At 63.9% G+C, this 24,845-nt stretch carries 20 protein-coding genes and 1 pseudogene; 16 read left to right on the top strand and 5 right to left on the bottom strand.

Annotated elements, in window-relative coordinates:
• Positions 1-71 precede the first annotated feature (71 nt).
• Positions 72-472 (top strand): annotated as a pseudogene (locus tag XpopCFBP1817_RS02335) (NUDIX hydrolase); the annotation flags it as partial.
• A 696-nt stretch (positions 473-1,168) separates the two neighbouring features.
• Here XpopCFBP1817_RS02335 and XpopCFBP1817_RS02325 read toward each other — a convergent pair.
• The gene (locus XpopCFBP1817_RS02325; protein ID WP_128415816.1) at positions 1,169-2,674 is read right to left on the bottom strand and encodes a helicase HerA-like domain-containing protein; all 1,506 of its coding nucleotides are present in this window, start codon (positions 2,672-2,674) and stop codon (positions 1,169-1,171) included.
• Between the two features lie 289 nt (positions 2,675-2,963).
• On the opposite strand from XpopCFBP1817_RS02325, the gene XpopCFBP1817_RS02320 reads away from it, so the two are divergent.
• The gene (locus XpopCFBP1817_RS02320; RefSeq protein WP_128415815.1) at positions 2,964-4,544 is read left to right on the top strand and encodes a transglycosylase SLT domain-containing protein; all 1,581 of its coding nucleotides are present in this window, start codon (positions 2,964-2,966) and stop codon (positions 4,542-4,544) included.
• A 95-nt stretch (positions 4,545-4,639) separates the two neighbouring features.
• On the opposite strand, the gene asd is transcribed toward XpopCFBP1817_RS02320, so the two are convergent.
• Entirely contained in the window at positions 4,640-5,488 is an 849-nt protein-coding gene (asd, locus tag XpopCFBP1817_RS02315) for an archaetidylserine decarboxylase (protein WP_128415814.1), read from the bottom strand.
• The gene (locus tag XpopCFBP1817_RS02310; protein ID WP_128415813.1) at positions 5,485-6,135 is read right to left on the bottom strand and encodes an SCO family protein; all 651 of its coding nucleotides are present in this window, start codon (positions 6,133-6,135) and stop codon (positions 5,485-5,487) included. Before XpopCFBP1817_RS02310 ends, asd begins: the two co-directional genes overlap by 4 nt.
• A gap of 81 nt (positions 6,136-6,216) precedes the next feature.
• Here XpopCFBP1817_RS02310 and prmB point away from each other — a divergent pair, with 81 nt between their 5' ends.
• The 9 genes from prmB to XpopCFBP1817_RS02265 all read left to right on the top strand — a co-directional run bounded on the left by prmB (position 6,217) and on the right by XpopCFBP1817_RS02265 (position 15,286).
• Entirely contained in the window at positions 6,217-7,143 is a 927-nt protein-coding gene (gene prmB / locus XpopCFBP1817_RS02305; protein WP_128415812.1) for a 50S ribosomal protein L3 N(5)-glutamine methyltransferase, read from the top strand.
• Positions 7,133-7,621 (top strand): hypothetical protein, encoded by a 489-nt coding sequence (locus XpopCFBP1817_RS02300; protein WP_128415811.1) that lies wholly within the window; start codon positions 7,133-7,135, stop codon positions 7,619-7,621. The genes prmB and XpopCFBP1817_RS02300 overlap by 11 nt, the downstream gene beginning before the upstream one ends.
• Complete coding sequence (gene aroC / locus XpopCFBP1817_RS02295; protein WP_128415810.1) at positions 7,611-8,714, top strand: chorismate synthase; 1,104 nt, start codon at positions 7,611-7,613, stop codon at positions 8,712-8,714. The genes XpopCFBP1817_RS02300 and aroC overlap by 11 nt, the downstream gene beginning before the upstream one ends.
• Entirely contained in the window at positions 8,707-9,795 is a 1,089-nt protein-coding gene (locus tag XpopCFBP1817_RS02290) for a 2-hydroxyacid dehydrogenase (RefSeq protein WP_128415809.1), read from the top strand. Before aroC ends, XpopCFBP1817_RS02290 begins: the two co-directional genes overlap by 8 nt.
• An 85-nt stretch (positions 9,796-9,880) precedes the next feature.
• Entirely contained in the window at positions 9,881-10,906 is a 1,026-nt protein-coding gene (locus XpopCFBP1817_RS02285) for an aspartate-semialdehyde dehydrogenase (RefSeq protein WP_128415808.1), read from the top strand.
• 451 nt (positions 10,907-11,357) lie between these two features.
• Entirely contained in the window at positions 11,358-13,271 is a 1,914-nt protein-coding gene (locus XpopCFBP1817_RS02280) for a type IV pilus assembly protein FimV (RefSeq protein ID WP_167393788.1), read from the top strand.
• Positions 13,268-13,675 (top strand): VOC family protein, encoded by a 408-nt coding sequence (locus tag XpopCFBP1817_RS02275; RefSeq protein ID WP_128415806.1) that lies wholly within the window; start codon positions 13,268-13,270, stop codon positions 13,673-13,675. The genes XpopCFBP1817_RS02280 and XpopCFBP1817_RS02275 overlap by 4 nt, the downstream gene beginning before the upstream one ends.
• Positions 13,676-13,847: 172 nt before the next feature.
• Complete coding sequence (truA, locus tag XpopCFBP1817_RS02270; protein WP_128415805.1) at positions 13,848-14,621, top strand: tRNA pseudouridine(38-40) synthase TruA; 774 nt, start codon at positions 13,848-13,850, stop codon at positions 14,619-14,621.
• Entirely contained in the window at positions 14,618-15,286 is a 669-nt protein-coding gene (locus XpopCFBP1817_RS02265) for a phosphoribosylanthranilate isomerase (RefSeq protein ID WP_128415804.1), read from the top strand. Before truA ends, XpopCFBP1817_RS02265 begins: the two co-directional genes overlap by 4 nt.
• A gap of 279 nt (positions 15,287-15,565) precedes the next feature.
• Here XpopCFBP1817_RS02265 and XpopCFBP1817_RS02260 read toward each other — a convergent pair whose 3' ends face one another.
• Positions 15,566-17,368, bottom strand: coding sequence for a hypothetical protein (locus XpopCFBP1817_RS02260; RefSeq protein ID WP_128415803.1), 1,803 nt, complete (start codon positions 17,366-17,368; stop codon positions 15,566-15,568).
• A gap of 577 nt (positions 17,369-17,945) precedes the next feature.
• Positions 17,946-18,860 (bottom strand): LysR family transcriptional regulator, encoded by a 915-nt coding sequence (locus XpopCFBP1817_RS02255; RefSeq protein ID WP_128415802.1) that lies wholly within the window; start codon positions 18,858-18,860, stop codon positions 17,946-17,948.
• A gap of 107 nt (positions 18,861-18,967) precedes the next feature.
• Between XpopCFBP1817_RS02255 and trpB the strand changes: the two genes are divergently transcribed.
• The 5 genes from trpB (at position 18,968) to XpopCFBP1817_RS02225 (ending at position 24,813) form a co-directional block, all read left to right on the top strand.
• Complete coding sequence (gene trpB, locus XpopCFBP1817_RS02250) at positions 18,968-20,185, top strand: tryptophan synthase subunit beta (protein ID WP_128415801.1); 1,218 nt, start codon at positions 18,968-18,970, stop codon at positions 20,183-20,185.
• Positions 20,186-20,431: 246 nt separating this feature from the next.
• Entirely contained in the window at positions 20,432-21,238 is an 807-nt protein-coding gene (gene trpA / locus XpopCFBP1817_RS02245; protein WP_128415800.1) for a tryptophan synthase subunit alpha, read from the top strand.
• Positions 21,239-21,445: 207 nt separating this feature from the next.
• Complete coding sequence (gene accD, locus XpopCFBP1817_RS02235; RefSeq protein ID WP_128415799.1) at positions 21,446-22,330, top strand: acetyl-CoA carboxylase, carboxyltransferase subunit beta; 885 nt, start codon at positions 21,446-21,448, stop codon at positions 22,328-22,330.
• 70 nt (positions 22,331-22,400) lie between these two features.
• On the top strand, positions 22,401-23,750 hold the full coding sequence (gene glmM, locus XpopCFBP1817_RS02230; protein ID WP_128415798.1) for a phosphoglucosamine mutase: 1,350 nt from the start codon (positions 22,401-22,403) through the stop codon (positions 23,748-23,750).
• A 124-nt stretch (positions 23,751-23,874) separates the two neighbouring features.
• Entirely contained in the window at positions 23,875-24,813 is a 939-nt protein-coding gene (locus XpopCFBP1817_RS02225; RefSeq protein WP_128415797.1) for an isopenicillin N synthase family dioxygenase, read from the top strand.
• The last annotated feature ends 32 nt before the right edge of the window (positions 24,814-24,845 follow it).

Here is a 24,845-nt window from a genome sequence, read left to right as displayed (position 1 = left end):
CGATTACGCACACTGCCCGAACACGTCTACAACCAGATGGTCATGGGCTGAAAAACGTGGGGATACCTCAGATGCTGACCCGCCAATTTCGATTGCCCACGCTGCTCAACGGCAACGCCGACGGCATGTTGCTCGAAGCCTGTGCCGGCCTGCTCGATCGCGACGATCCATAGACCTGCATCCGCAAGGAAACCGAACAGAAAACCGGCTACCGGATCGACAACGTACGCAAGGTGTTCGAGGCATTCATGAGCCCGGGTTCGGTGACCGAGCGTCTGTCTTTCTTTGTCGGCGAATACTTCGACGGCGACAAGGTCAGCGAGGGCGGCGGACTGGAAGAGGATGGCGAAGAGATCGAAGTGTTGGAACTGCCGCTGCATACAGCGCTGGCGATGATAGATTCCGGCGAAATCGCCGATGCCAAGACCATCATGTGCTGCAGTACGTCAAGTTGCATGGCGTGTTGGGGTAGCGTTTCGAGCTGCCTACGCCATGCAAGTCAGCAAGCTCGCAGCGCGCTGACGCACGGGCTCGCGCTTAGCGGACGCGTCTCAATACCTTCTCGCGGCGTTCTGGCGGACTGCCATTATGGCAGTCGTGGCCGTCTTGAGTTAATGAAAAACTGGCTTGCTGTCCCTTCGGAGCAGTGTCCTCGTTGATCCGAAATCCATACATACTCGGGTTGAGCGAGAGATCAGAGACGTCGTCGCGCGAGAGCATCAGGCACTCGTCTCCCACTTTATCGAGCCACCACGGTCCGCGTTCGGTCGTGGTGGCTGTGCTGCGTTGCGTTTCGGGTGCGATACATGTCGTCTTCAGACTATATCGCCGGCTTTCTTTGTTTCCTTTAGTGGCTTTAATCCAGAGTTCTGCGCGGACGGCCTGACACTGCGTGCTGTCTGGGTGCAGCTTGCCGACGTAGTGGCCAGCGGGTAGATGTTGCCTGCTCGCTAGCCACGCGGTGGGTGGGTCGTCTTGATTTGCTTTCTGCTCAGCGAGCGCTGTGCCCGTGTTGAAAATAAGATTAATGTCGTGATGGCAGATGCATATCCTTGCAGCTTACGAGTCTGCTTGCTGTGCGAATTTGGTGTTGCAAGAGCGCGCTTGCATGCAATGCCTCGCTGGTAACGCTTCGTCGTAAGCAAGCACGTCTGTGGTGACACTGTGCTCAGCGCTTGCCACCAAAAATGCTACCGAAGATGCCGCGCACGATCTGCTGGCCGATCTTGTTGCCAACCGTGCGTGAGGTCTGCTTGGCCATCGCTTCGAGCATGCCTTGGCGGCGGCTGGTGCCGAACACGGCGTCCTTGACAGCCTTGCCGAAGCCGCTGTCCTGGGCGTCGTCCTCTGCGCGGGTGCGCGCCGGTGGTGCGGCGTTGTGTTCGGCGACCTGTTCGACGCGGCGTGCCAGTCGTTCGGCGGCCGATTCGCGGTTGATCGCGGTGTCGTAGCGGGTGCCGACCGGGCTGGCGGCGCGCACCTGTGCGCGTTCGGGTGCGCTGATGGCGCCCATGCGGCAGCGCGGCGGGGCGATCAGGGTCTGCTGCACCGGCGCGGGCACGCCCTTGCCTTGCAGCGGCGACACCAGCGCCTCGCCGGTGCCCAGGCTGGAGATCGCAGTGGCCACGTCGAGCTTGGGATTGGCGACGAAGGTCTGCGCCGCTGTCTTGACTGCCTGCTGGTCGCGCGGGGTGTAGGCGCGCAGCGCGTGCTGCACGCGATTGCCTAGCTGTCCAAGGATATTGTCCGGAATATCGTCGGGAAACTGCGAGCAGAAATACACGCCAACGCCCTTGGAGCGGATCAGCCGCACCACCTGTTCGATACGCTGCACCAGCGCGGCGGGTGCGTCGTCGAACAGCAGGTGCGCTTCGTCGAAGACGAACACCAGCTTGGGTTGTTCCAGATCGCCCACTTCGGGCAACCGCTCGAACAGTTCCGACAACAGCCACAGCAGAAACGTGGAATACAGCTTCGGCTTGAGCACCAACTGGTTGGCCGCCAGGATGCCGATCACGCCGCGGCCGTCCGGTGCAACGCGCATCAGTTCGGCCAGCTCCAGCGCCGGTTCGCCGAAGAAGTGCTCCCCGCCGTCCTGCGCCAGGCGCAGCAAGGAGCGCTGGATCGCTGCCACCGATTGGCTGGAGACCAGGCCATAACTGGTGGACAGCTGCTTGCGTTCTTCCACCACCAACGCGAGCAGTGCGCGCAGGTCGTCCAGGTCCAGCAACAGCAGTCCGCGGTCGTCGGCCAGCTTGAACACGATGTCGAGCACGCCGGACTGGGTGTCGTTGAGTTCCAGAATGCGCGCGAGCAGGGTAGGGCCCATCTCGCTGACGGTGGTGCGCACCGGGTGCCCGAGCTGGCCGTACAGATCCCAGAACACCACCGGGCTGGCAGTGGGCGCGTAGTCGGCGATGCCTACATCCGTGGCGCGCTGCAGCACGCCGGGTGCGCCGTCGCCAGCAACGGCCAGACCGGCGACGTCGCCTTTCACGTCGGCCAGAAACACCGGCACGCCCTGGTGCGAGAAGCCTTCGGCCAGGGTCATCAAGGTGACAGTCTTGCCGGTGCCGGTGGCACCGGCCACCAGGCCGTGGCGGTTGCCGAAGCGTCCTTCCAGCATCACCGGGATGTCGTCGGTAACGCCTTTGCCGAGCAGGAACGAGGCCATTGCGCAGATCCGATAGTAAAGGCCCGATTCTATCCGGCAATTCCATCCGGCAATGACCGGCAGTCACTGGCGGTGGGCAAATCCAGCTCGCATGCGGGAGCGGGAAAGCCAGCAAGCCGTAAAACGCGCAGCAGCGCTGCGCGCGAATTTCGTCCGGTAACCAAACAGGCATTCCACACACCCAATCCATCGACCAATCTAACGGCCCACTGACCCTGCCGGCCCCACCGCCTTGCCCCGGTGTCGCCCCGGCGGCTACCCTGCCTGCCTTTCCGCTGTACTGCCTACGATGCCGCTCGCTTATTTTGCTTCGCGCCCATGGCCGGTCCTGGCCGTGTTCGCGCTGATGTTCGTCGTCCCCGCTGCCCACGCCATCTCCAAACGCGACACGGAGAAGACTGCCGTGCTCGATACCCGCATGGCCGCCGCCGAAAATCGTTATCGCGCTGCGCTGGTGCTGGTGAACAACTCCGACCCCAAAGGCACTGCCGAAGGCGACGCGGCGCTGGAGGACATGGAAGACGTCATCGACGCCTGCATCAAGCAGCGTGGCTGCATGGTCGCCAATCAACTGGCCACCTACAAGCGCCTGCTGAAGGCGCGTGCCGATGCCGAAGCGCCGGCCGCTGAAGATCCGGAAGACGACGACACCCTGCTGCAAGCCGACCCGGACCACCTTGGCCCGGCGGCGAACGGCGTGCCCGAGGCCGCGCGTGCCGCCACTTTGCTCAACGACCAACGCCACGATTTTGACAAGATGGTGCAGTACAACCCGGCGGTGCAGGCCGGTATCCGCCGCTGGCTGACCGACATGCGCCCTGCGCTACTGACCAGCTACGAGAATTACAGCAGCCTGCGCGGGGTGATGTGGCCGGAATGGCAGAAGCGTGGTCTGCCTGAAGCGCTGTTGTTCGGCATCATGGCCAAGGAATCCAATGGCAAGGTGCACGCCAGTTCGCGTGCCGGTGCTGCCGGGCTGATGCAGTTCATGCCGGCCACCGGGCGTCGTTTCGGGCTGGGCCCGGACGGTACCGGGTTCGATACGCGCTTCGATGCACGCAGCGCCGCCGAGGCCAGCGCCGCGTACCTCAACGAGCGCATGGCCGAGCTCAACCGCAACATCGAATTGGCGCTGGCAGCCTATAACGGTGGCGAGGGCCGCGCGGCGCGCGTGTTCTCGCAGAGCGGCGGGCGCGGGTTCTGGGAGCAGGACGTCTACAACCAGTTCCCGGCCGAAACCAAGGACTACGTGCCGATGGTGATCGCGGCGGCATGGATCTTCCTGCACCCGCGTCAGTACGGCGTGGATTTCGCCAAGCTCGACGCGCAGCCGGCCACGCTGAAGCTGGCCAAGTCGACCACCATCTACGAACTCACCATCTGCCTGGGCAGCATGGGCACGCGCGACGGCTATATGCGCGCGCTACGCAATCTCAACCCGCGCTATGAATCCGATGGCTGGATTCCTGCCGGCATCGTCATCAATGCCACCAACCGCATCGCCAGCCTGTACACGCGCTACTGCGTCAACGGCCCCCGCGCGGACCTGGCACGCACGCTGATCACTGCCGACCTCAACAGTGCGATCGTACGCAGCACTGCCATCGAATACGTGCCCAGCGTGGCGGTGGGCGATGTCAGCCAGATGGCCGGCGTGCCGACCACGGTCGCCACCGGCCAGCCGGCGATCGCCAAATCCAAGGCCAAGCAGGCGCGCAGCTACACCGTCGCCAAGGGCGACACGCTGGGCCGCGTGGCGCAGAAGTACCAGTGCGAGATCAAGACGCTTGCCAAGGCCAATGGATTGAAAGCGCCGTCGTATGCGCTCAAGCCGGGGCAGAGCATCAAGCTGGCTGGTTGTGATCGGTAAATCTGGCAAGCAGCGTTAACGGGCATCCAAGTGACCGGTGCCCTGCTGCGCCTCATTCGAGTGAAGTGCCAATGCACCAAGCGCGCCGCCGCGCTTTAGACCACTTGCCGATATGCGAGCGCTTGTCCCAGACGCACCGATGTTTCTGCGGCAAGTGCTCCATCGAGCGTGGCCACGCCCTTGGGCAGCAAAACTATGACGGTCGAGCCATAGTTAAACCTCGCCATCTCCGCAAACCGCTCCAAGCGAATGTTTTGGCCGCGATAATCCTTTCGCGTCATGCGATCGCCATAGCGCGGAATCTCCACGCCGCTCCACACCGTCTCCACGCCCGACACCAGCAGCGCGCCCACCATCACCGAGACCATTGGTCCGAAGTCGGTATCGAAGTGGCACACCAGGCGCTCGTTGCGCGCGAACAGCCGCGGCACGTTGCGCACGGCATCCGGGCCCACGCTGAACAAGCGGCCGGGCACGTGCACTGTTTCGCGCAAGGTGCCGGTCCACGGCATATGCACGCGGTGGTAGTCCTTGGGCGAGAGGTAGACGGTGGCGAACAGGCCATCGTTGAACGGTAGCGCGGCCTGCGCATCACCGAGTAATTCGGCAGCGGTGAACGACTGCCCCTTTGCCTGAAAGATGCGGCCGTTTTCGATCGGGCCGAGCTGGCTGATGCGGCCGTCGGCCGGCATCAACAGTGCCGCAGGATCGGCGTCGGCAACGCGTGCGCCCGGCTTCAGGGCGCGGGTGAAGAACGCATTGAAGGTGGGATACGCGCGCGGGTCCGGTTCCAGCGCCTCGCTCAGGTCCGCGCCGAACTTGCGCGTCACCGTGTCGATCAGCCATTGCTTGGTGGACGGCGTGTCGGAATAGGCCAGCGCGCGTGCCAACGAAGACAACAACCGGTGCGGCAGCACGTAGGTCAGGGAAGTGACGAGACTCACGGAGCGGTTCCCTTGGTCAGCTGTTGGAGGTCGGCGGCGATCGCCTTCGGTTGGAGCGGGGGACGGATCAGGCCGGCCAGGCGGCCTTGCGGGTCGAGCACGGCGATGCCGGCAGAGTGATCCATGCTGTAGTTGTTGGGATTTTGCGCAAAGCCCTTGCCCGGCACCTTCTGGAACACGAAGCCCAGCGCCGTAGCGAAGCGTTCCAGCGCCGGCACGTCGGCAGTAGCAGCCAGCGTGTCCTTGTGGAAGGCATGCGCGTATTCGCCCAGGCGCGCTGGTGGGTCGCGCTGCGGGTCCACCGAGACGAACAGCACGCGCGGGCGCAAGCCGTCGGGAATGCTTTCCCATTGCTGCTGCGCCATCGCCAGATCGGTCAGCGTGGTCGGGCAGACGTCCGGGCAGAAGGTGAAGCCCAGAAACACCAGCGTCCAATGTCCCTTCAACTCACCGGATACCAACTGGGTGCCGTCGGACTGGCGCAGGCCGAACTGCGGCAGGGTGCGCGGCTGCGGATAGAAGGTGATGGTTTTGGTGGGTGGCCAGGGCGAGCTTGGCGCGGCGCCGAGGAACTTCTGGCCCAGCAACAGCCCAAGGCCGGCGGCCAGCGCCACCAGCAGCACAATGCCGGTATTGCGATTGAACATGGCGGTTTCCACTGAAACGGACGCTCATGATACCGATCCGACCTCTATAATCGGGAGCCGATTCCTCTTTTAGTTGTTGCCATGACTGCCGCCGCGGCCGACGAACTGCACACCATCATCGACCTGATCCGCTACGGCACCAGCCGTTTCAATGCAGCCGGTCTGACCTTCGGCCATAGCTACGACAATGCGCTGGACGAAGCTACCCAGCTAGCCCTGCACATCCTGCATCTGCCGCACGATCTCGGCCCGGCCTATGGTCAGGCGCGTCTGTTGCGCTCGGAAAAAGAGCAGGTGCTGGGCTTGTTCGAGCGCCGCATCGTCGAGCGCGTGCCGGCGGCGTATCTCACCGGCGAGGCCTGGTTTGCCGGTTTGAGTTTCAAGAGCGATGCGCGCGCGCTGGTGCCGCGTTCGCCGATCGCCGAACTGATCGACGCCGGCTTCGAGCCCTGGCTGGGCGGCCGCGAGGTGAGCCGTGCGCTGGATCTGTGCACTGGATCGGGCTGTATCGCCATCGCCATGGGCCACTACAACCCGCAGTGGGAGGTCGACGGCGTGGACATCAGCGACGACGCGCTGGCACTGGCTGCCGAAAACAAGGCGCGCCTGCATGCCGACAACGTCACCCTGCTCAAGTCGGACCTGTTCGCCGGGTTGGGCGGTCGCCAGTACGACCTGATCGTCACCAATCCGCCGTACGTCACCAACGACGAAACCGACGCGCTGCCGCAGGAGTATTCCTACGAACCGGAACTGGGTCTGCGTGCGGGCGACGATGGCCTGGACCTGGTGCTGAAGATCCTGCGCGATGCGCCGCAGCACCTCAGCGAAGACGGTTTGCTGATCTGCGAAGTGGGCGAGTCCGAGCAGCACCTGATCAAGTTGCTGCCGGAAGTGGAGTTGGCCTGGGTCGAGTTCAAGGTCGGGCAAATGGGCATCTTTGCAGTCGAATGCCGCGAGTTGATTGCGCACGGCGCGCGCATCGCCGAGTTGGCCAGTGCGCGCTGAGTCGTCCACAACGCGCCCGCAGCTGAGCGATATCCTGTTGCTGGTGCCGGTGTCCATCTTCGGTGTTGGTATTCCGCTGGTCTTGCTCGACGTGGTATTTCGCTTGTTCGACCCGATGTACGTTAGCTCCTCGCCACAGCGCTGGCTGAGTACGGCGGCAGAGATCGTCTTTGGCTGGATGGCGTTTTTCGGCCTTGTCTCGGCGTGGATCGGGGTTGCCAGTTCGGATGCGACCTTGCGCGCGCATCGGCGTCGTACCTTGATCGTTGCACTCGGCTTGCTGTGCGGGATCGGCGTTGCGCTCTACCTGCTCGCCGATTGGCTGATCAGTGGGCAGGACGAGCTGTACGTGTTTCCGATGGTGTTCGGCGTCTTGTTGGCAGTGGCACCGATGCTGGTGGCGGCACGTCATCTGCCGCGCATCCTGCGCACCACGCCGCCTGCTGCAATGTTGAGAGGATGCCGTCATGGGCAGTAACAGTTTTGGTCGCTTGCTGACGGTGAGTACGTTCGGCGAATCGCATGGGCCGGCCATCGGCTGCGTCATCGACGGCTGCCCTCCAGGTCTGGAAATCGCGCCGGAAGAATTCACGCATGATCTGCAGCGGCGTGCCAGCGGCAAGAGCCGACACACCTCGGCGCGCCGCGAAGCAGACGCCATCGAGATCCTGTCCGGTGTCTACGAAGGTCGCACCACCGGCACGCCGATCGGCTTGCTGATCCGCAATACCGATCAGCGCAGCAAGGACTACAGCAACATCGCCCAGCAGTTCCGTCCCGGGCATGCGGACTACACCTATTGGCAGAAGTACGGCATCCGCGATCCGCGTGGTGGCGGGCGCTCGTCCGCGCGCGAAACCACCATGCGCGTGGCCGCCGGCGTGATCGCCAAGAAGTGGCTCAAGCAGCGCTACGGCGTGCTGGTGCGCGGCTTCCTGTCGCAGCTGGGCGAGATTCGCCCGACCGGTTTCGACTGGCATGCGGTCGAGGACAATCCGTTTTTCTGGCCGCATGCCGAGCAGGTACCGGTGCTGGAAACCTACACGGATGCGCTGCGCAAATCCGGCGATTCGGTCGGCGCGCGCGTGGACGTGGTGGCCGGTGGCGTGCCACCGGGCTGGGGCGAGCCGATCTACGGCAAGCTCGATGCCGAACTGGCCGCCGCACTGATGAGCATCAATGCTGTCAAGGGCGTGGAGATCGGCGACGGCTTCGCCAGTGCGGCGCAGAAGGGCACCGCGCACCGCGATCTGATCACCCCGGAAGGCTTTCTCAGCAATCATGCCGGCGGCATCCTGGGTGGCATTTCCACCGGCCAGGCGATCACCGCCTCGATGGTGCTCAAGCCGACGTCGAGCCTGCGCCTGCCCGGCGCCACGGTGGATGCCGACGGCATAGTGGTGGATGTGATCACCACCGGTCGGCATGACCCCTGCGTGGGCATTCGCGCCACGCCGATCGCCGAGGCGATGGTGGCGTTGGTGCTGATGGATCAGGCCTTGCGTCATCGCGCCCAGTGCGGCGATGTCGGCGAAGTGTCGCCGCGGATTCCCGGTCAACTCGATGTCTGAGTCGCGGCGCGCCAAGGTGTGGGTCAGCCAGCCCCTGTTCGATGATGTCGTCGCGCAGTTGGGCGAACATTTCGAGCTGACCACCACCGAGCGCGTTACTGCGTATTCGCCGGCTGAACTGGCCGCGCGGTTGGCATCGCTGGACGGTGCCTTGATCACCCTCAACGAGCGCATCGGCGCGGCAGAAATCGCCGCCGCACCGCAGTTGCGCGCGATCGCCAATGTCGGTGTGGGTTACAACAATCTCGATCTCGGCGCGCTCAGTGCAGCCGGCATCCTGGCCAGCAATACGCCGGATGTGCTGACCGACACCACTGCCGATCTCGGCTTCGCATTGCTGATGGCCACTGCGCGCCGTATCACCGAATCCGAGCGCTGGCTGCGCGACGGGCAGTGGGGGCAGTGGTCGTTCAAGACCATGCTCGGTGCCGATGTCCACCGCAGCACGCTTGGTATTCTGGGCATGGGCCGGATCGGGCAGGGCATCGCCCGCCGCGGCGCGCACGGCTTCGGCATGCGCGTGCTGTATCACAATCGCAGCCAGTTGCCGGCAGAGACCGAACAGGTGCTTGGCGCGCAATACGTGGACTTCGACACGTTGCTGGCGCAGTCCGATCATCTCGTGCTTGTGTTGCCCTACACCAGGCAGTCGCACCACATCATCGATGCCGCAGCGCTAAGCAAGATGCGCGCGTCTGCCACGCTGGTGAACATCGCACGCGGTGGCCTGGTCGATGAGATCGCGCTAGCCGATGCGCTCGCCAACGGGCGCCTGGCCGGTGCCGGCCTGGATGTCTACGAGGGCGAGCCCGTGGTACGCCCCGAGCTGCTGGCCTTGCACAACGTGGTGCTCACCCCGCATATCGGCAGCGCCAGCCTGGCCACGCGCCGGGCCATGGTGCAGCTGGCGGTGGACAACCTGATCGCTGCGCTTGGCCAGGGCCCCAATGCACGGCATCCGCCAAGTGCACTCAATGCCGATGCGGTTGCCGCTGCCAAACAGGGCGCCGCGAATGTCGGCGAGAGCGAGAGTGACGCGATCAAAACCGGCGCGACCAAAACCATTTCGACCAAACGATAGGGAACCTCCGCGGCCAGCTTTGGAGGTTCCCCGAACCCACTGCGCAGCGCGTTCCCCTCTTTCCTCTTTCGATAAAGACAATCTCATGAGCAACGAAAACCGTCGTTTCAACGTCGCGGTCGTGGGCGCCACCGGCGCTGTCGGCGAGACCATGCTGAGCATCCTGGCCGAGCGCAATTTCCCGGTCGCCACCCTGTACGCGCTGGCCTCGTCGCGTTCGGCCGGCGGGCAAGTGGATTTCAATGGCGGCAAGGTCGATGTCCTGGATCTGGCCGACTTCGATCCCACCGGCGTGGACATCGCGCTGTTCTCCGCAGGCGGTAGCGTGTCCAAGGAATACGGCCCCAAGTTCGCCGCTGCCGGCGCGGTGGTGATCGATAATTCTTCCGCGTTCCGTTACGACGACGACGTGCCGCTGGTGGTGTCGGAAGTCAATCCTGAAGCGCTCAAGCAGCGTCCGCGCGGCATCATCGCCAACCCCAATTGCTCGACCATGCAGATGCTGGTCGCGCTCGGCCCGATCCACCGCAAGTACGGCATCGAGCGCATCAATGTGGCGACCTACCAATCGGTCTCCGGCGGCGGGCGTTCGGCGATGGAAGAGCTGGGCAAGCAGACCAGCGAACTGCTGGGCTTCCAGCAGATCGAACCGCAGCGTTTCCCGGTGCAGATCGCGTTCAATCTGATCCCGCACATCGACGACTTCCAGGACAACGGCTACACCAAGGAAGAGATGAAGCTGGTCTGGGAGACCCGCAAGATCCTGGGCGACGACGCGATCATGGTGAATCCAACCGCAGTGCGCGTGCCTGTGTTCTACGGTCACTCCGAAGCGGTGGCGATCGAGACGCGCGACAAGATCACTGCCGAGCAGGCACGCGCGCTGCTGGAAGCATCGCCCGGCATCGAGGTGGTGGACGAGCGCAAGCCCGGCGGCTACCCGACCCCGGTCACGCACGCCTCAGGCAAGGACGCGGTGTTCGTCGGCCGTATTCGTGAGGATCTGTCGCATCCGCGTGGTCTGAATCTGTGGATCGTCTCGGACAACATCCGCAAGGGTGCCGCGCTCAACGCCGTGCAGCTGGCCGAGCTGGTCGCACACGAAGGCTGAGCAGGGCCAGACGTTGGAGCATGCGCCGGCTCGCCGGTTGTGATCCAACGCTGCCCGAAGGCTTGATGTGCGCGAGCGGGCTTGCCTGCGATGGGGTTTTCTTCGGAAGACCTGAGCGCGCGCAAGCCCGCTTTGCGTAGAGCTGCAATTCGCTAGCGATCACATCGGTTGCGCTGCTAGACAGCACCCAATGCCCAATGCCCAATGCCCAATGCAATGCGCCTGCCATGCGCGCAGCGCGGCACGCACGCACACAATGCAAGCCTCAACGTTTGATGCGGCCAGTCGTTGCCCTGCAAAGATGGCCGCACAAGATGACCGCGCATAGATCGCCATACACATTGCCGCACCGCGGCAGCGCGCCCGCAGTGGCACTCTGCGCGAGATGGCCGACTTTTTCGCTCATCCAGCGGCTATATTGATGCACATGAAACATAGGGGCGGGGGCGCGATGCGTCCGATACAAGCGATAGGTGCGTTGCTGCTGATGGTGTGCAGCGGTGCTGCCATGGCATTGGGGTTGGGCGATATCCGGGTGCTGTCCAAGCCTGGGCAACCGCTGGTGGCTGAGATTCCGGTCATCTCCAACGACCCAGGCGAACTCGACAACGCACGCGTGGCGCTGGCATCTGCGACCACCTTCGCGCGTGTCGGCCTGGAGCGCCCGCAGGGATTGGTCAGCAGCCTGCAGTTCAAGTTCGCGCAGGACGCGCGCGGGCGTGCGGTGATCCGTGTGACCAGCAGCCAGGTGGTCGACCAGCCGGCGATCAACTTCCTGATCGAAGTGGAGTGGGGTCAGGGGCGTCTGGTGCGCGAGTATTCCGCGCTGGTCGATGCGCCCAACACCGACGCGGGGCTTGCCGAGCCGGCCATCGAAGCGCCGCGCGCCGGGGCCAGCAATACGATCACACGCCAGTCCTCAGTCTCGGTGCCGGCTGCCGAAGGCGCCGATCAAAACGCCGCCGCACCAACTGCGCGCCGCAGTGCAAGCGCTGCCGCTTCCGCTCAGTCTGGCGATGCGTTGCCGGCGGTGCGCTCCGGCCAGACCTTGTCGCAAATCGCCGCCGCAGTGGCGCGCTCCAGCGGGCATTCGCTGGATCAGACCATGCTGGCGTTGTTGCGCACCAATCCGGACGCCTTCATCGCCGGCAATATCAACCGCCTGAAGCAGGGCGCGGTGCTGCGTACCCCGCAGGAAGATGCGCTGGCACAGGTCGGTGCCGCCGAAGCGGCGGTGATGGTGCGCGAGCAGGTCAACCAGTGGCGGCAGGCGCGCTCGGCGATTCCGCAGCCGGCCGAGGCCGGCGCAGCGGCCGCAACACCGCCCACACCCGCAACATCTGCTGCGCCCACCACTGCGGGCGCTGGCGCGCGGCTCGAAATCGCGCCTGCAGTGGCGAGTCAGACCAACAAGGCCGGCGCCACGTCCGGTACCAGTGCCGAAGGCGAGGGCGAGATGGCGGCCAATCAACAGTTGCAACAGGCCAGAGAAGACATCGCTACCCGCGATGCCGAATTGCAGGATCTGCGCACGCGCGTGGCCGATCTGGAAAAACTCAAACAGCAACAGCAAGCCTTGATCGCCATGAAAAACACCGATTTGGCGGCCGCGCAGAAGCGCCTGTCGGAGACGCCGGCTGCGGCGGATCAGGGCGGCGGCTTCCCGCTGTGGCTGATCGGTGGGCTGGTGTTGATCGTTGCGGCGGTTGTCGCATGGCTGGCCGCGCGTCGCCGCAAACCTTCCCCGCTGCCGCCATTGCCGCGTCGTCAGTTCGACGTCGTGCCTGCCGGCGCCGCTGCTGAGACGGCAGAGCCGCAGGATGCCGAGCCCGCTACGCAGCCCAGCGAATACGATGTGGTGCATGAGACCGAATTCGAGCAGGCCGATCTGCGCGAAGAAGAGCGCGCTTACGAAGCGCAGCCGCCGCTGTCGGAGGCGTTGCGCCGCGAGCCATTGTTGTCCGAGCCAGCGCCTGCGCCGGTCGTGGTCACCAGCGAGGACTGGCGTTCGCTGCGTGCAACGCCGCTGCCAGCACCAGTGGTGGTACCCGAGTATGTTGCGTCCGAGCCTCAGATTTCGCCAGACCACGCGGTCAGCGATCTCCCACCGGTAGCACCGCACGCAGCGGTTGTCACCCAGGACCGCCTGGATGTCGAGCAAGCCCCCGTGGCTCCCGTCGCCGCGCCCAGCGCACAGACGCGCAGGGAGTTCGCGTGCGCAGGCCGCGACCGGCTTGAGCTGGCGGTGGCCTACATGGATCTGGGCGACAGGGACACCGCACGTGGCCTGTTGCTGGAAGTCGCCGCCACCGGCGATGAAGCCACCCGCGCCGAAGCGGCTGAATTGCTGGAGCAGCTGACATGAGCCCGGCCATGGACAGCCTTGCCGCAGACAAGAGCGCTGCACGCGAGCGGCGCATCGATTACGTGGAGTTCGCCTCGATCGATCCGAACGCCAGCCGCGCCTTTTTCGAACACGTGTTCGGCTGGCAATTTCAGGCCGATGGCCCGGACTACCTGGCCTTCAACGACGGGCGCCTTGACGGTGGTTTCTACCGTGCAACTGTGCCGACACCGGCCGAAGGTGGCCCGCTGTTGGTGCTGTATGCCGACGATCTGGCGCCAGTGCTTGAAAGCGTCCGTGCCGCCGGTGGTGAGATCGTCAAGCCGGTGTTCGGTTTCCCTGGTGGCAGCCGGTTCCATTTCCGCGAGCCGGGTGGCACGACGCTGGCAGTGTGGTCCGAGCGCGCCGCCGCTCAGGGCGACTGACAGAACGGCTGCGCTCACCATCGGGCGCGCGCGGCCGGTGCTCGGTGCGGCAGCACCACTCGTGCACTGCGCTTCCTTCGCGCCATGTGCGCCTCCGTGACGACCGTTCGCCAAGTTTTTTCGGCCGCTCTTGGTCCGCACACTCAATCGATTCAACAATAGGCAGGTTCCAATGCGCTACGCGCTGGGCGTGGAGTACGACGGCAGCGAGTTTCAAGGCTGGCAGCAATTGGGCGAGCACGGCGGGCCAACGGTGCAGGCCAGGTTGCAGGCGGCCTTGTCGTCGGTCGCCGATGCCCCGGTGCAGGTGGTCTGCGCAGGCCGCACCGATGCCGGCGTCCACGGCGAGTGCCAGGTGGTGCACTTCGACAGCGATGCCCGCCGCGACCCGCGCAGCTGGATGTTGGGCACCACCGCGCGGCTGCCGCCATCGATCGCGGTGCGCTGGTGCGTGCCGGCGGCGGCCGACTTCCATGCGCGGTTTTCTGCACGTGCACGCCGTTATCGCTATCGCCTGCTCAATCGTCAGATACGCCCTGCGCTGTATCGGCAGATTTTGAGCTGGGAGCGTCGCCCGTTGGATGCAGGCGCCATGCACGCAGCCGCGCAGGCCTTGTTGGGCGAGAATGACTTCAACGCATTTCGCAGTGTGCAATGCCAGGCGCCGCATGCACGCCGCAGCTTGCAGGCCATCAGCGTGCAGCGGATTGGCGAGGTGGTGGAGGTGCAGGTCCAGGCCAATGCATTCCTTCATCACATGGTGCGGAATATTGTTGGTTCGCTGATCTTGGTCGGAACCGGTGAACAACCGGTCGATTGGATCGCGACGTTGCTTGCCGGACGCGACCGCACTATGGCCGGGCCGACAGCGCCGCCACAAGGCCTGGTGTTTATCGGGCCGTTGTATACCGCAGAGTGGCATCTGCCCGCCGAGGTCACCCAATGAATCGATCGCTGTATCGCACCCGCATCAAGTTCTGTGGCATGACCCGCGCCGGCGATATTCGACTGGCCGGCGAGCTGGGTGTGGACGCGGTAGGTTTCATTTTTGCGCACGGCAGCCCGCGCCGCGTGGCGCCGGCCGAGGCACGCGCGATGCGCCAGGCCACCGCGCCCATGGTCGATGTGGTGGCGTTGTTCCGCAACAATTCCAAGGAAGAAGTGCGCGAAGTGGTGCGCACCGTGCGTCCGACCTTGCTGCAGTTCCATGGTGAAGAAGACGACGCGTTCTGCCGCAGTTTCAATCTTGCCTATCTCAAGGCCGTGCCGATGGGCAGCACCCCCGTCAATGGCGAAGACGCCAACGCGCGCACCTTGCAGCTCGCCTATCCCAATACGGCCGGTTTCCTGTTCGACAGCCATGCGCCCGGCGCTGGTGGCGGCACCGGCAAGACATTCGACTGGTCGCGGTTGCCGACCGGCCTTCATCGCCCGTTCCTGCTGGCCGGCGGTATCAACGCCGACAACGTGTTCGATGCGATCGTGGCGACGCTGCCGTGGGGCGTAGATGTGTCCAGCGGCGTGGAACTGGCGCCCGGGATCAAGGACGGCCACATGATGCGCAAGTTCGTTGACGAAGTGCGCCGCGCTGACTGCCACGAAATGAGCTGATCCAGCCAACAGCCAACAGCCGATTGCCATGCACTTCGCGGCCTCGCCTGCGCGGCGATTTCATGTGCGTCAACGCCCAGTCCTGTTCGACACTAGGCCACGTTGCGTCCCACGCACAAGCGCCAAGGCTCCGTGCCCATGCCCGTGCGAAGCTGTAGCGGGACGCCATGCCGGTTTCGTTACGGGGCGCTGGAGAACGTGTATTGCAATGCATTCGTGCGCTAGTTCTCGCAGCGCAGCGATTCGCCCGCGCGTTCCCGTTGGCATCTGCCACAGGGTTTATCCGAGCGGGGGCTCAATTGACTCACTGATCGTCGTCAAGGAGCTGCCAATTTCCTGCATTCTGTCAGCAGGCGGTTGATCCGGTTGACTCCGCGTCCACTGCTCGCTGCTAGGCGCAACGGCTCCCGGCGTTTCGCTAATTGCCTCCAGAGCGACAACTTGCCGTTGCGCGGCCACCGCACTGCGCACCCTGGCGTGTGCCTGATAGGTCTGGTTCGTATTGCGATAAGACAGCCCGAACCCAGCGGCCGTGGATGTGGCGGACAGGAAAACTGAGGCTGAATCACTTCGCGCTGCCAAGTTGCTGGACTCGGCAACCTTAGACATCGCGAGATTGATCATACCGGCCAATTGATTCCACGAAAAACGTGCGATAGAGTTGTCCAGTAAGCGATCATGGTCGGTCATCGGCAGCTTGTCGCCGACGTTGAAGGTTTGTTCCCCGCCGACCTGACTGGTCTCGTAGTGCTTGGTCAATGCCGCGTCTACTACTTCCACGGCAGTATTGAACAGCGCCCGCACTGCGGCAATGGCGGCGGATTCTCCAAATCCACTCATGTCCATGTCCTCGGGCATCCGCGGTTCTCTATTCTGCTCGATGCTCTCAACCGCTATATTGGCGGCGGATGTGGACAGCAAGCTGGTGAGCGTGTAAGAAGTTGCCATTGCACTCATGTTGTTGTCATTGACCCCGCTGGTCGACGGTCCTCGGGTCGCTACCATTTTCATGCTGGCCTGTATGAGTTCACGCATTCCCGCATAGACGATATTGCGCAGTTGAGTCGCTAATACTTGCGAGGGGATCGTGCAATCGCCAGCTGCTGCAGCTAGCGAACTCATCGTCAGAAATCCGCTTTCGGCGATGACCTGATTGGCGGTCACGCGGCGCGAATCGGCGCGCTGAATCGCCATATTTTTGGTTTTTTCCGCTTCGGGCAGCGCGTCCCATTGCGCATCGCTCATGCCGAAATGGCCTTTAACCGCAGCGATCTGGTCGCGTCGCATGCGTGGTTGACGCACCTTGGCATGCGCCAGGATCGCCATCATCGACACCATGCTCTGCATCCCGACGATGGCGAACGGATTTTCCTTGGCGAATTTGGAGTTGGCCAGGAGTCTGTAGATGTTCAACATTGTCACTTCGCGCGCGAAGGTGGGAATGCCGCAGCTCGCCAGTTGCTGCAGGGAGTGGCCGGCGTAGGCTCCCAAGGCGGTACTGCTGGGTAGCCGGTCCAGCAGCAAATCCTGGGCGATGGCCCTTATCGCATCGCCCGCTATCATGAGAGCGGGCGAGGTTTGATTCATGCCTGTGAAGAGTTTGTCATGGGCGCTCTGCGCCGCGTTTCTGGATTGGCTGGCTATCTCTTCGCCGCAATTTTTAAGATCGTTATACCAACCGGTTCCCGTCATACGCGCCAAAGCTCCTGTGCGCGCTGCCAGTTCTCTACTTTGTTGCTGCGTGCTGCTGGTGCTGCCTTGCGCTTGTCTCGGCGAGGGCGGCGGCCACGAGTCTTGGCTGGTTTCTAGATCGATTGTCGGCAGCCTCTCCAGGGACGGCTGCGTGATGTGACCGGCAGAGCCGGACTCGCCGCCAGATGCTGGCCTGCGCGGAGGGCGGGTGCTCGGCAATCGGCTGGATCCCGCTGTTGTGGCCTGCAAGTGTTCTGTTGTGTTGTCCACGGTGTTGGTCTGGTCTGCCTCCTCATGTACATTTTCCGGCTGCGAGTTGCGAGCAGATCGCAACGTTGTTGAGGGTTGTGCTGCCTTCATCATTTCAGCTCCGGTCGATACGTCGGCCACGCCGACGATGGTGGCGCATGGTGCATATGATCGGCACCGGCACAATGCGATGTGAGTAATGAAGTCCGCTGCATCTCCCTGGTTGTGGATTTATCCTGCTGACGTGCCGGTGTAACGCTGCATCGGTTGAATGCTCCCCCGGTCGATCCGCCGATAGTCCCGTGCAGGGGGCGCAACAAAGCCAAGGAAGTCCATGCGTCATCGTCGCGCCAAGCCTGCTCTGTAGACGCTCTCTGCGTCGCGCAAATGCATCAAAGGACGGCCAGGAAATTGCGTTTCCTGCTTGCTGCATTCATAGAATCTATGCTGCTTATTGCGATTCGCAATTAACATCTGGCACTTGGAGTTTCGGAGATTTTTCGAGAAGCGTATGTGTTGCGACGAATTGATGCATTCAGAAGCGAAAAAACTTGAGAGTTAGGTCGGCTGAATTTGCTTAATATCAGGCATGACAGACGTAATCCGCCTTGGGCGCATTGCGTGCATCGTGCAGCACCTTGCGTTCAGGCTTGTAGGCGCCGTCGCTGCCGGCCCGTTGGCCTGTGCGAACGTGCTATCGGGCATGCGCAACGCGCACTCATCCTCCGTCGATGTCGGGTTGCGCAGGAGACTCCATAGCGTGTTGCAACCATTGCGCTAACCGATCTACGCGCGGGTCCTTGCCGCGGCGTGGGCTCGCCAGCAACCACTGGCCGCCAGTCGCGAAGAAGCCCCATGGGGCCAGCAGTCGGCCAGCTACGATGTCTTCCGAGACCAGTGGCTGCGGTGCGATCGCGATGCCCAGGCCGGCATTTGCCGCTTCGAGCAAGTAGTACAAATGCTCGAATTCTGCGGCGAATGCGCTGTCATGCAACTCTATACCTGCCTGCTTCGCCCATTGCGACCATGCCTGCGGCCGCGATCGCACTTGCAGCAAAGGCGCGTTGCGCAATGCCTGCGGCGATGCGTTGTGCAATGTCGCTGCCAGCGGATGGCGCGGGCTGAGGACCGGTCCAATGCGCTCATCGCCAAGCGTTTGCACCTGCCAATTGCCAGGCCAAGGCGGTGTCGCCAACAGCATTACTGCGTCCAAGCCCGAAAGCGCGTCATCTGGGTCTTCCTCCTGCGCGACCAGGTGCAAGCGAATGTCCGGCAGATCCATGTTTAGCCTTGCCAAGCGCGGGATGATCCAGCGCGCCAGCAGGCTGCCGGAGCAGCCCAGCACCAGCGGCGCATCGCCGCTGCGCTGGCGTAGCTCGGCCCAGGCGCTGCCAAGCAAGGAGAACGCTTCGCTGCTGGCCTCGCGCAGTCGGGTGCCTGCAGCGGTCAGCACCAGACCGCGACCCTGCTTGGCGAACAATGCCGCACCGACGGATTGCTCGAGCGTGCGGATATGTCTGCTGATTGCGCCATGTGTCACGTGCAGTTCCTGCGCGGCCCGGCTGACGCTCTGCAGGCGCGCGGCGGACTCGAAGGCGCGCAGCGCTGCCAGCGGCGGAAGCAATATGCTCATATGTGAGTCCAGGTCACAGGTTGCGGCAATCTTATCGATTTATTGCACTGGCTGGCTGCGCTAAAGTGCTTGCTTCTCGTATGACAGCATCGCTGCGGAGGATTCCCATGTCGGCCCAGCCTATCAGTGACTTTTACGCCTATCCGGACGCTGCCGGCCACTTCGGCAAATTCGGTGGTCGGTTCGTCGCCGAGACCTTGATCGGCCCATTGCAGGAACTGTCCGCCGCCTACGACCAGGCGCGCCAGGACCCGGCCTTCATGGGCGAATACGACAAGGATCTCAAGCATTACGTCGGCCGGCCCAGCCCGATCTACCACGCCGAGCGCCTGAGCCGGGAAGTAGGCGGGGCGCAGATCCTGCTCAAGCGCGAAGACCTCAACCACACCGGCGCGCACAAGATCAACAACACCATCGGCCAGGCCTTGCTGGCCAGCCGCATGGGCAAGACCCGCATCATTGCCGAAACCGGCGCCGGCCAGCACGGCGTGGCCAGTGCCACGGTCGCCGCGCGGCTGGGCCTGGAGTGCGTGGTCTACATGGGCGCCACCGATATCGAGCGGCAGAAGATCAACGTCTACCGCATGAAGCTGCTCGGCGCGACGGTGATACCGGTGACCTCCGGCTCGGCCACGCTCAAGGACGCGCTCAACGAAGCGATGCGCGACTGGGTCACCAACGTGCAGGACACCTTCTACATTATCGGTACCGTTGCCGGCCCGGATCCGTATCCGCGCATGGTGCGCGACTTCAACGCGATCGTCGGTCGTGAGGCGCGCGCGCAGATGCTGGAAGACTACGGTCGGCTGCCGGATGCGCTCAGCGCCTGCGTCGGCGGCGGCAGCAATGCGATCGGTTTGTTCCATGCATTCCTCAACGACCCGGGCGTCAAGATCTACGGCGCTGAAGCGGCGGGCGACGGCATCGCCACCGGCCGTCATGCCGCCTCCATCGCAGCCGGCCGCCCCGGTGTGCTGCATGGCAACCGCACCTATGTGATCTGCGACGGCGACGGCCAGATCACCGAAACCCATTCGATCTCCGCCGGCCTGGATTACCCGGGCGTCGGCCCGGAGCATTCGTTCCTGTCCGACAGCGGTCGTGCGGTGTACCAGGGCATCACCGATGACGAAGCGATGGCCGCGTTCCATCTGCTGGCGCATACCGAAGGCATTCTGGCCGCACTCGAATCAAGCCATGCGGTGGCACAGTCGATCAAGCTGGCGCGCGATTTGCCCAAGGACGCATTGATCCTGTGCAACCTGTCCGGCCGCGGCGACAAGGACATGCACACCATCGCCGCGCGCGAAGGCCTGCAGGTCTGATGTCGCTGCGGCACGGCACGGTAACCGCGCTGGCGGACCATCCCGGCGATAAGGACCTGCTGTTCGCTGGCTGGACCGCTGGGCGCCGCAGATTCGTACGTGCACGGAAAACAGCGGCTGCGGCTGTTGCCTGGACAGTTTCGACGTCGAGGTCCACGCACAGGCGTTGACCGAACTGCCCACGCCCATCTACCAGGGCATCCATTGATGCGGTCGCACCGCAGCTAACTTTTTCAAGGTCTTTCAATGCGTCGTATCGACGAAACGTTTCAACGTCTGCGTGCCGATGGCCGCAAGGGGCTCATTCCCTTCATCACCGCCGGCGACCCGTCGCTGGAAGCCACCGTGCCGGTGATGCACGCGCTGGTGCGTGCCGGTGCCGATGTCATCGAACTCGGCGTGCCGTTTTCAGACCCGATGGCGGACGGCCCCACCATCCAGCGCAGCTCTGAACGCGCGCTGGGCCGTGGCGCCGGCCTGGCCTATGTGCTGGAAGCGGTGCACGCATTCCGCCGCGAAGACGCCACCACGCCGGTGGTGCTGATGGGCTACCTCAACCCGATCGAGATACACGGCACAAGGCGTTTTGCCGAATCGGCCGTCGCCGCCGGTGTGGATGGCCTGCTATTGGTCGATCTGCCGCCCGAAGAAGCGGCCGAGACCCGCGGCATCTTCACCGAGGTCGGCCTGGCCCTGATCGCGCTGGCATCGCCTACCACCAGTGAAGAGCGCCTGGACATGCTGTGCAGCAGCGCCCAGGGCTATCTGTATTACGTCAGCTTCGCCGGCGTCACCGGCGCCTCGAATCTGCTCGACACCAACGCGGCAGGCGACCGCCTGCGCCAGCTGCGCCGGCGTGCCGGCGCCCCGGTGGTGGCCGGCTTCGGCATCAAGGACGCCGCCAGCGCCGCCGCAATGGCCGTAGATGCCGACGGCGTAGTAGTCGGCAGCGCCCTGGTCGCCGCCCTGGCCGAAGCTACCGACGTGCGCAGCGCCCGCGAACGCGCCGAAGTCTTCCTGACCCCGCTGCGCCAAGCGCTCGACCAAGCCTGAAACCAAAGCTCCTCTCCCGTCAGGGCGAGAAGGCACTGCTTGCGCGTCACTGGCGCGCGTGCCTTGGAGCGCCCTCGCCGCAAGCGCGGGCTGCGGCCATCCCGGCCCCACATTCATCCTCCGCGCTACCTCGGCTTTCCCGCAGCGCGTTAGACTGTCGCCCCTCTGCGGCTAACATGGCCGCCCTGCATGGATTGTCATACACGCATGAGTTGGCTCAGCAAATTGATGCCCTCCGGCATCCGCACCGAGAACACCCCGGCCAAGAAGCGCAGCGTCCCCGAGGGCCTGTGGGAAAAGTGCAGCAATTGCGGCAGCGCGCTGTATGGCCCCGAGCTCGAGGAAAACCTGGAGGTGTGTCCGAAATGCGACCACCATATGGCGATCCGCGCGCGCGCACGCCTGGCCGCACTGTTCGATGTGGATGCCCCGACCACCGAAATCGCCGCCCAGCTGAGCCCGGTCGACGTGCTCAAGTTCAAGGACCAGAAGCGCTACGGCGAGCGCATCAAGGCCAGCCAGAAGAGTAGCGGCGAGTACGACGCCTTGATTGCCATGCGCGGCACGCTCAAGGGCAATCCGTTGGTCGCCGCCGCATTCGATTTCGCCTTCATGGGCGGCTCGATGGGCTCGGTGGTCGGCGAGCGTTTTGCGCGTGCCGCCGAAGTGGCGCTGGAGGTCGGCTCCCCGTTCGTGTGTTTTTCCGCCAGTGGCGGCGCGCGCATGCAGGAAGGCCTGTTCTCGCTGATGCAGATGGCCAAGACCTCCGCCGCGCTGGGCCGCCTGCGCGAAGCTGGTCTGCCGTATATCTCGGTGCTGACCCATCCCACCACTGGTGGCGTGTCTGCCTCGTTCGCCATGCTGGGTGACATCAACATCGCCGAGCCGCATGCGCTGATCGGCTTCGCCGGCCCGCGCGTGATCGAACAGACCGTGCGCGAAACGCTGCCGGAAGGCTTCCAGCGCTCGGAATTCCTGCTCGATCATGGCGCCATCGATCAGATCTGCGATCGCCGCGACATGCGCGACCGCCTCGCCGATCTGACCGCGATGATGATGCGCCAGCCGCATCCGCAAGACGCCGCAGCATGACCCTGGTCGCTGCGACCGCCGCACGCGCGTTGATGCGTGCGTCCACACGTCGGCAGGAACACCGCACCGCATGAGCGCTCGCAAGTATTTTGGGACCGACGGCATCCGCGGTCGGGTCGGGCAGGGCGTGATCTCGGCCGATTTCGTGCTGCAGCTGGGCAATGCGCTCGGTCGCGTGCTCAGCCAGGGACGCAGCAAGCGCCCGCTGGTATTGATCGGCAAGGACACCCGCATTTCCGGTTACATGTTCGAAGCCGCATTGGAAGCCGGCTTGGTCGCTGCTGGCGCCGACGTGCAGCTGATCGGCCCGATGCCGACACCGGCGATCGCGTTCCTGACCAACACCCTGCGCGCCGACGCCGGTGTGGTGATCAGCGCTTCGCACAATCCGCATTACGACAACGGCATCAAGTTCTTTTCCGCCGAAGGCGAAAAGCTCGACGACGCGACCGAAGCGGCGATCGAAGCCGCGCTCGACGAGCCGTTCCACACCGTGGAATCGGAGCGTCTGGGCAAGGCGATCCGCACGCGCGATGCGATCGGCCGTTACATCGAATTCTGCAAGGCCAGCGTGGCGCGCGGATTCACCCTGCATGGCTTGCGCATGGTGCTGGACTGCGCGCACGGGGCGACGTATCACATCGCGCCGATGCTGTTCCGCGAGCTCGGTGCGGACGTGGTCGTCATCGGCGCCGCGCCCGACGGCCTCAATATCAATGCCGGCGTCGGCTCTACGCATATCGACAATCTCGCCGCCAAGGTGCGCGAGAGTGGCGCGCAACTCGGCATCGCCTTCGACGGCGATGGCGACCGCGTGCTGATGGCCGACGATCAGGGCAACCCGGTCGATGGCGACGATCTGCTCTACATGCTTGCCCGCTCCTGGCAGGCCAGCGGCCGGCTCACCGGCACGGTGGTCGGCACGCTGATGACCAACTACGGCCTGGAACAGGCGCTTGCTGCATTGGGCATCCCGTTCCAGCGCGCAAAAGTTGGTGACCGCTACGTGCATCAGGCGTTGGTGGAAGGTGGCGGCACGCTGGGTGGCGAAACCTCCGGCCATCTGCTGTGCCTAGACCGCGCCACCACTGGCGATGGCATCGTCAGCGCGCTGCAGGTGCTTGAGGCCCTGGGTCGCGATGGTGAGAATCTGCGCGAGGCCTTGAGCAGCCTGAGCAAGGTGCCGCAGCAGACCGTCAACGTGCGCCTGGACGGCGGCGCCGCCAAAGCAATTGTGGAAGCCGCTGGCGTGCAGCAGGCGCTGCAACAGGCGCAAGCCGCCGTGCAGGGCCGTGGTCGCGCCTTTCTGCGTCCCTCCGGCACCGAGCCGGTGGTGCGCGTGACGGTGGAAGCCGACGACGCAGGCCTGATGCAGGACACGCTGGACCGACTCTCTGGTGCCGTGCGTGACGCGGCGTGAGTCGCTAATCATTGGTGTATGCGTGGTCTTTGCGAAGGCCGTCACGTTCTATTTGTTGTATCGCTTGCTGTCCTGAGCAGCAGGCATTCCTCTCGAATCCTCGACTTCGACTGCAGATATCCATATGAGCGCCCGCATCCCGACCCTGGATATCACCCGTTTCGACAGCGACCGCGACGCCTTTGTCGCCGAACTCGGTGCGGTCTATCGGCAGTGGGGGTTTGCCGGCATCCGCAATCACGGCATTGCGCAAGCCGATATCGATGGCGCCTACGAGGTATTCAAGGCGTTCTTCGCGCTGCCTGATGAGGTCAAGCGCCGCTATCATGTGGAAGGCAGCGGTGGTGCGCGCGGGTACACCGCGTTCGGGGTGGAAACCGCCAAGGATTCCAAGCATTTCGATCTGAAGGAGTTCTGGCACATCGGCCGCGAGATTCCAGACGATTCGCCATATCGCGAGGTGATGACGCCGAACCTGTGGCCCGAAGAAGTGGATGGTTTCAGCGAGCGCGGTTATCGTCTGTACCAGCAGCTCGATCAGCTGGGCTCACGCGTGCTGTCAGCGCTGGCATTGCATATCGGCCTGCCGCAGGACTATTTCGTCGACAAGACCAATAACGGCAACTCTATCCTGCGGCCGATCCACTACCCGCCGATCACCAGCGACGAAATTCCCAATGTGCGTGCCGGCGCGCATGGCGACATCAACTTCATCACCTTGCTGGTCGGTGCCAGTGCGGCCGGGCTGGAAGTGCGTTCCAACGAGGGCGAGTGGGTGCCGTTCACCGCCAATGCCGACACTATCGTGGTCAATATCGGCGACATGCTGCAACGCCTGACCAACCATGTGTACCCGTCCACCATCCATCGTGTGGTCAATCCACCGGGCGAGCAGGCGCGCAAGCCGCGTTATTCAGTGCCGTTCTTCCTGCACCCCAATCCGGACTTTCTGATCGATGTGCTGCCTTCGTGCATTACTGCCGATAACTCCAGCCGCTCTCCCGAGCCGATCACGGCGCACGGCTTCCTGGAAGAGCGTCTGCGCGAGATCAAGCTGAAGTAATCCAGTGCGCGGTATCTATCAGCGCGCGCAGC

Source organism: Xanthomonas populi (genome assembly GCF_002940065.1).
GTDB lineage: Bacteria > Pseudomonadota > Gammaproteobacteria > Xanthomonadales > Xanthomonadaceae > Xanthomonas > Xanthomonas populi.
Note: the sequence above shows the minus strand (reverse complement) of the source record. Positions and strands in the feature narration are given on the sequence as shown.

What these genes read in the sequence shown, in the direction of transcription:
- prmB (WP_128415812.1), top strand. Translation starts at nt 6,217, where the DNA reads ATGACTGCCGCCGCGGCCGACGAACTGCACACCATCATCGACCTGATC.
- truA (WP_128415805.1), top strand. Translation starts at nt 13,848, where the DNA reads ATGCGCTACGCGCTGGGCGTGGAGTACGACGGCAGCGAGTTTCAAGGC.
- XpopCFBP1817_RS02285 (WP_128415808.1), top strand. Translation starts at nt 9,881, where the DNA reads ATGAGCAACGAAAACCGTCGTTTCAACGTCGCGGTCGTGGGCGCCACC.
- XpopCFBP1817_RS02255 (WP_128415802.1), bottom strand. Translation starts at nt 18,860, where the DNA reads ATGAGCATATTGCTTCCGCCGCTGGCAGCGCTGCGCGCCTTCGAGTCC.
- trpA (WP_128415800.1), top strand. Translation starts at nt 20,432, where the DNA reads ATGCGTCGTATCGACGAAACGTTTCAACGTCTGCGTGCCGATGGCCGC.
- XpopCFBP1817_RS02265 (WP_128415804.1), top strand. Translation starts at nt 14,618, where the DNA reads ATGAATCGATCGCTGTATCGCACCCGCATCAAGTTCTGTGGCATGACC.
- XpopCFBP1817_RS02325 (WP_128415816.1), bottom strand. Translation starts at nt 2,674, where the DNA reads ATGGCCTCGTTCCTGCTCGGCAAAGGCGTTACCGACGACATCCCGGTG.
- XpopCFBP1817_RS02290 (WP_128415809.1), top strand. Translation starts at nt 8,707, where the DNA reads ATGTCTGAGTCGCGGCGCGCCAAGGTGTGGGTCAGCCAGCCCCTGTTC.
- accD (WP_128415799.1), top strand. Translation starts at nt 21,446, where the DNA reads ATGAGTTGGCTCAGCAAATTGATGCCCTCCGGCATCCGCACCGAGAAC.
- glmM (WP_128415798.1), top strand. Translation starts at nt 22,401, where the DNA reads ATGAGCGCTCGCAAGTATTTTGGGACCGACGGCATCCGCGGTCGGGTC.
- trpB (WP_128415801.1), top strand. Translation starts at nt 18,968, where the DNA reads ATGTCGGCCCAGCCTATCAGTGACTTTTACGCCTATCCGGACGCTGCC.
- XpopCFBP1817_RS02310 (WP_128415813.1), bottom strand. Translation starts at nt 6,135, where the DNA reads ATGTTCAATCGCAATACCGGCATTGTGCTGCTGGTGGCGCTGGCCGCC.
- XpopCFBP1817_RS02280 (WP_167393788.1), top strand. Translation starts at nt 11,358, where the DNA reads ATGCGTCCGATACAAGCGATAGGTGCGTTGCTGCTGATGGTGTGCAGC.
- aroC (WP_128415810.1), top strand. Translation starts at nt 7,611, where the DNA reads ATGGGCAGTAACAGTTTTGGTCGCTTGCTGACGGTGAGTACGTTCGGC.
- XpopCFBP1817_RS02225 (WP_128415797.1), top strand. Translation starts at nt 23,875, where the DNA reads ATGAGCGCCCGCATCCCGACCCTGGATATCACCCGTTTCGACAGCGAC.
- XpopCFBP1817_RS02275 (WP_128415806.1), top strand. Translation starts at nt 13,268, where the DNA reads ATGAGCCCGGCCATGGACAGCCTTGCCGCAGACAAGAGCGCTGCACGC.
- XpopCFBP1817_RS02320 (WP_128415815.1), top strand. Translation starts at nt 2,964, where the DNA reads ATGCCGCTCGCTTATTTTGCTTCGCGCCCATGGCCGGTCCTGGCCGTG.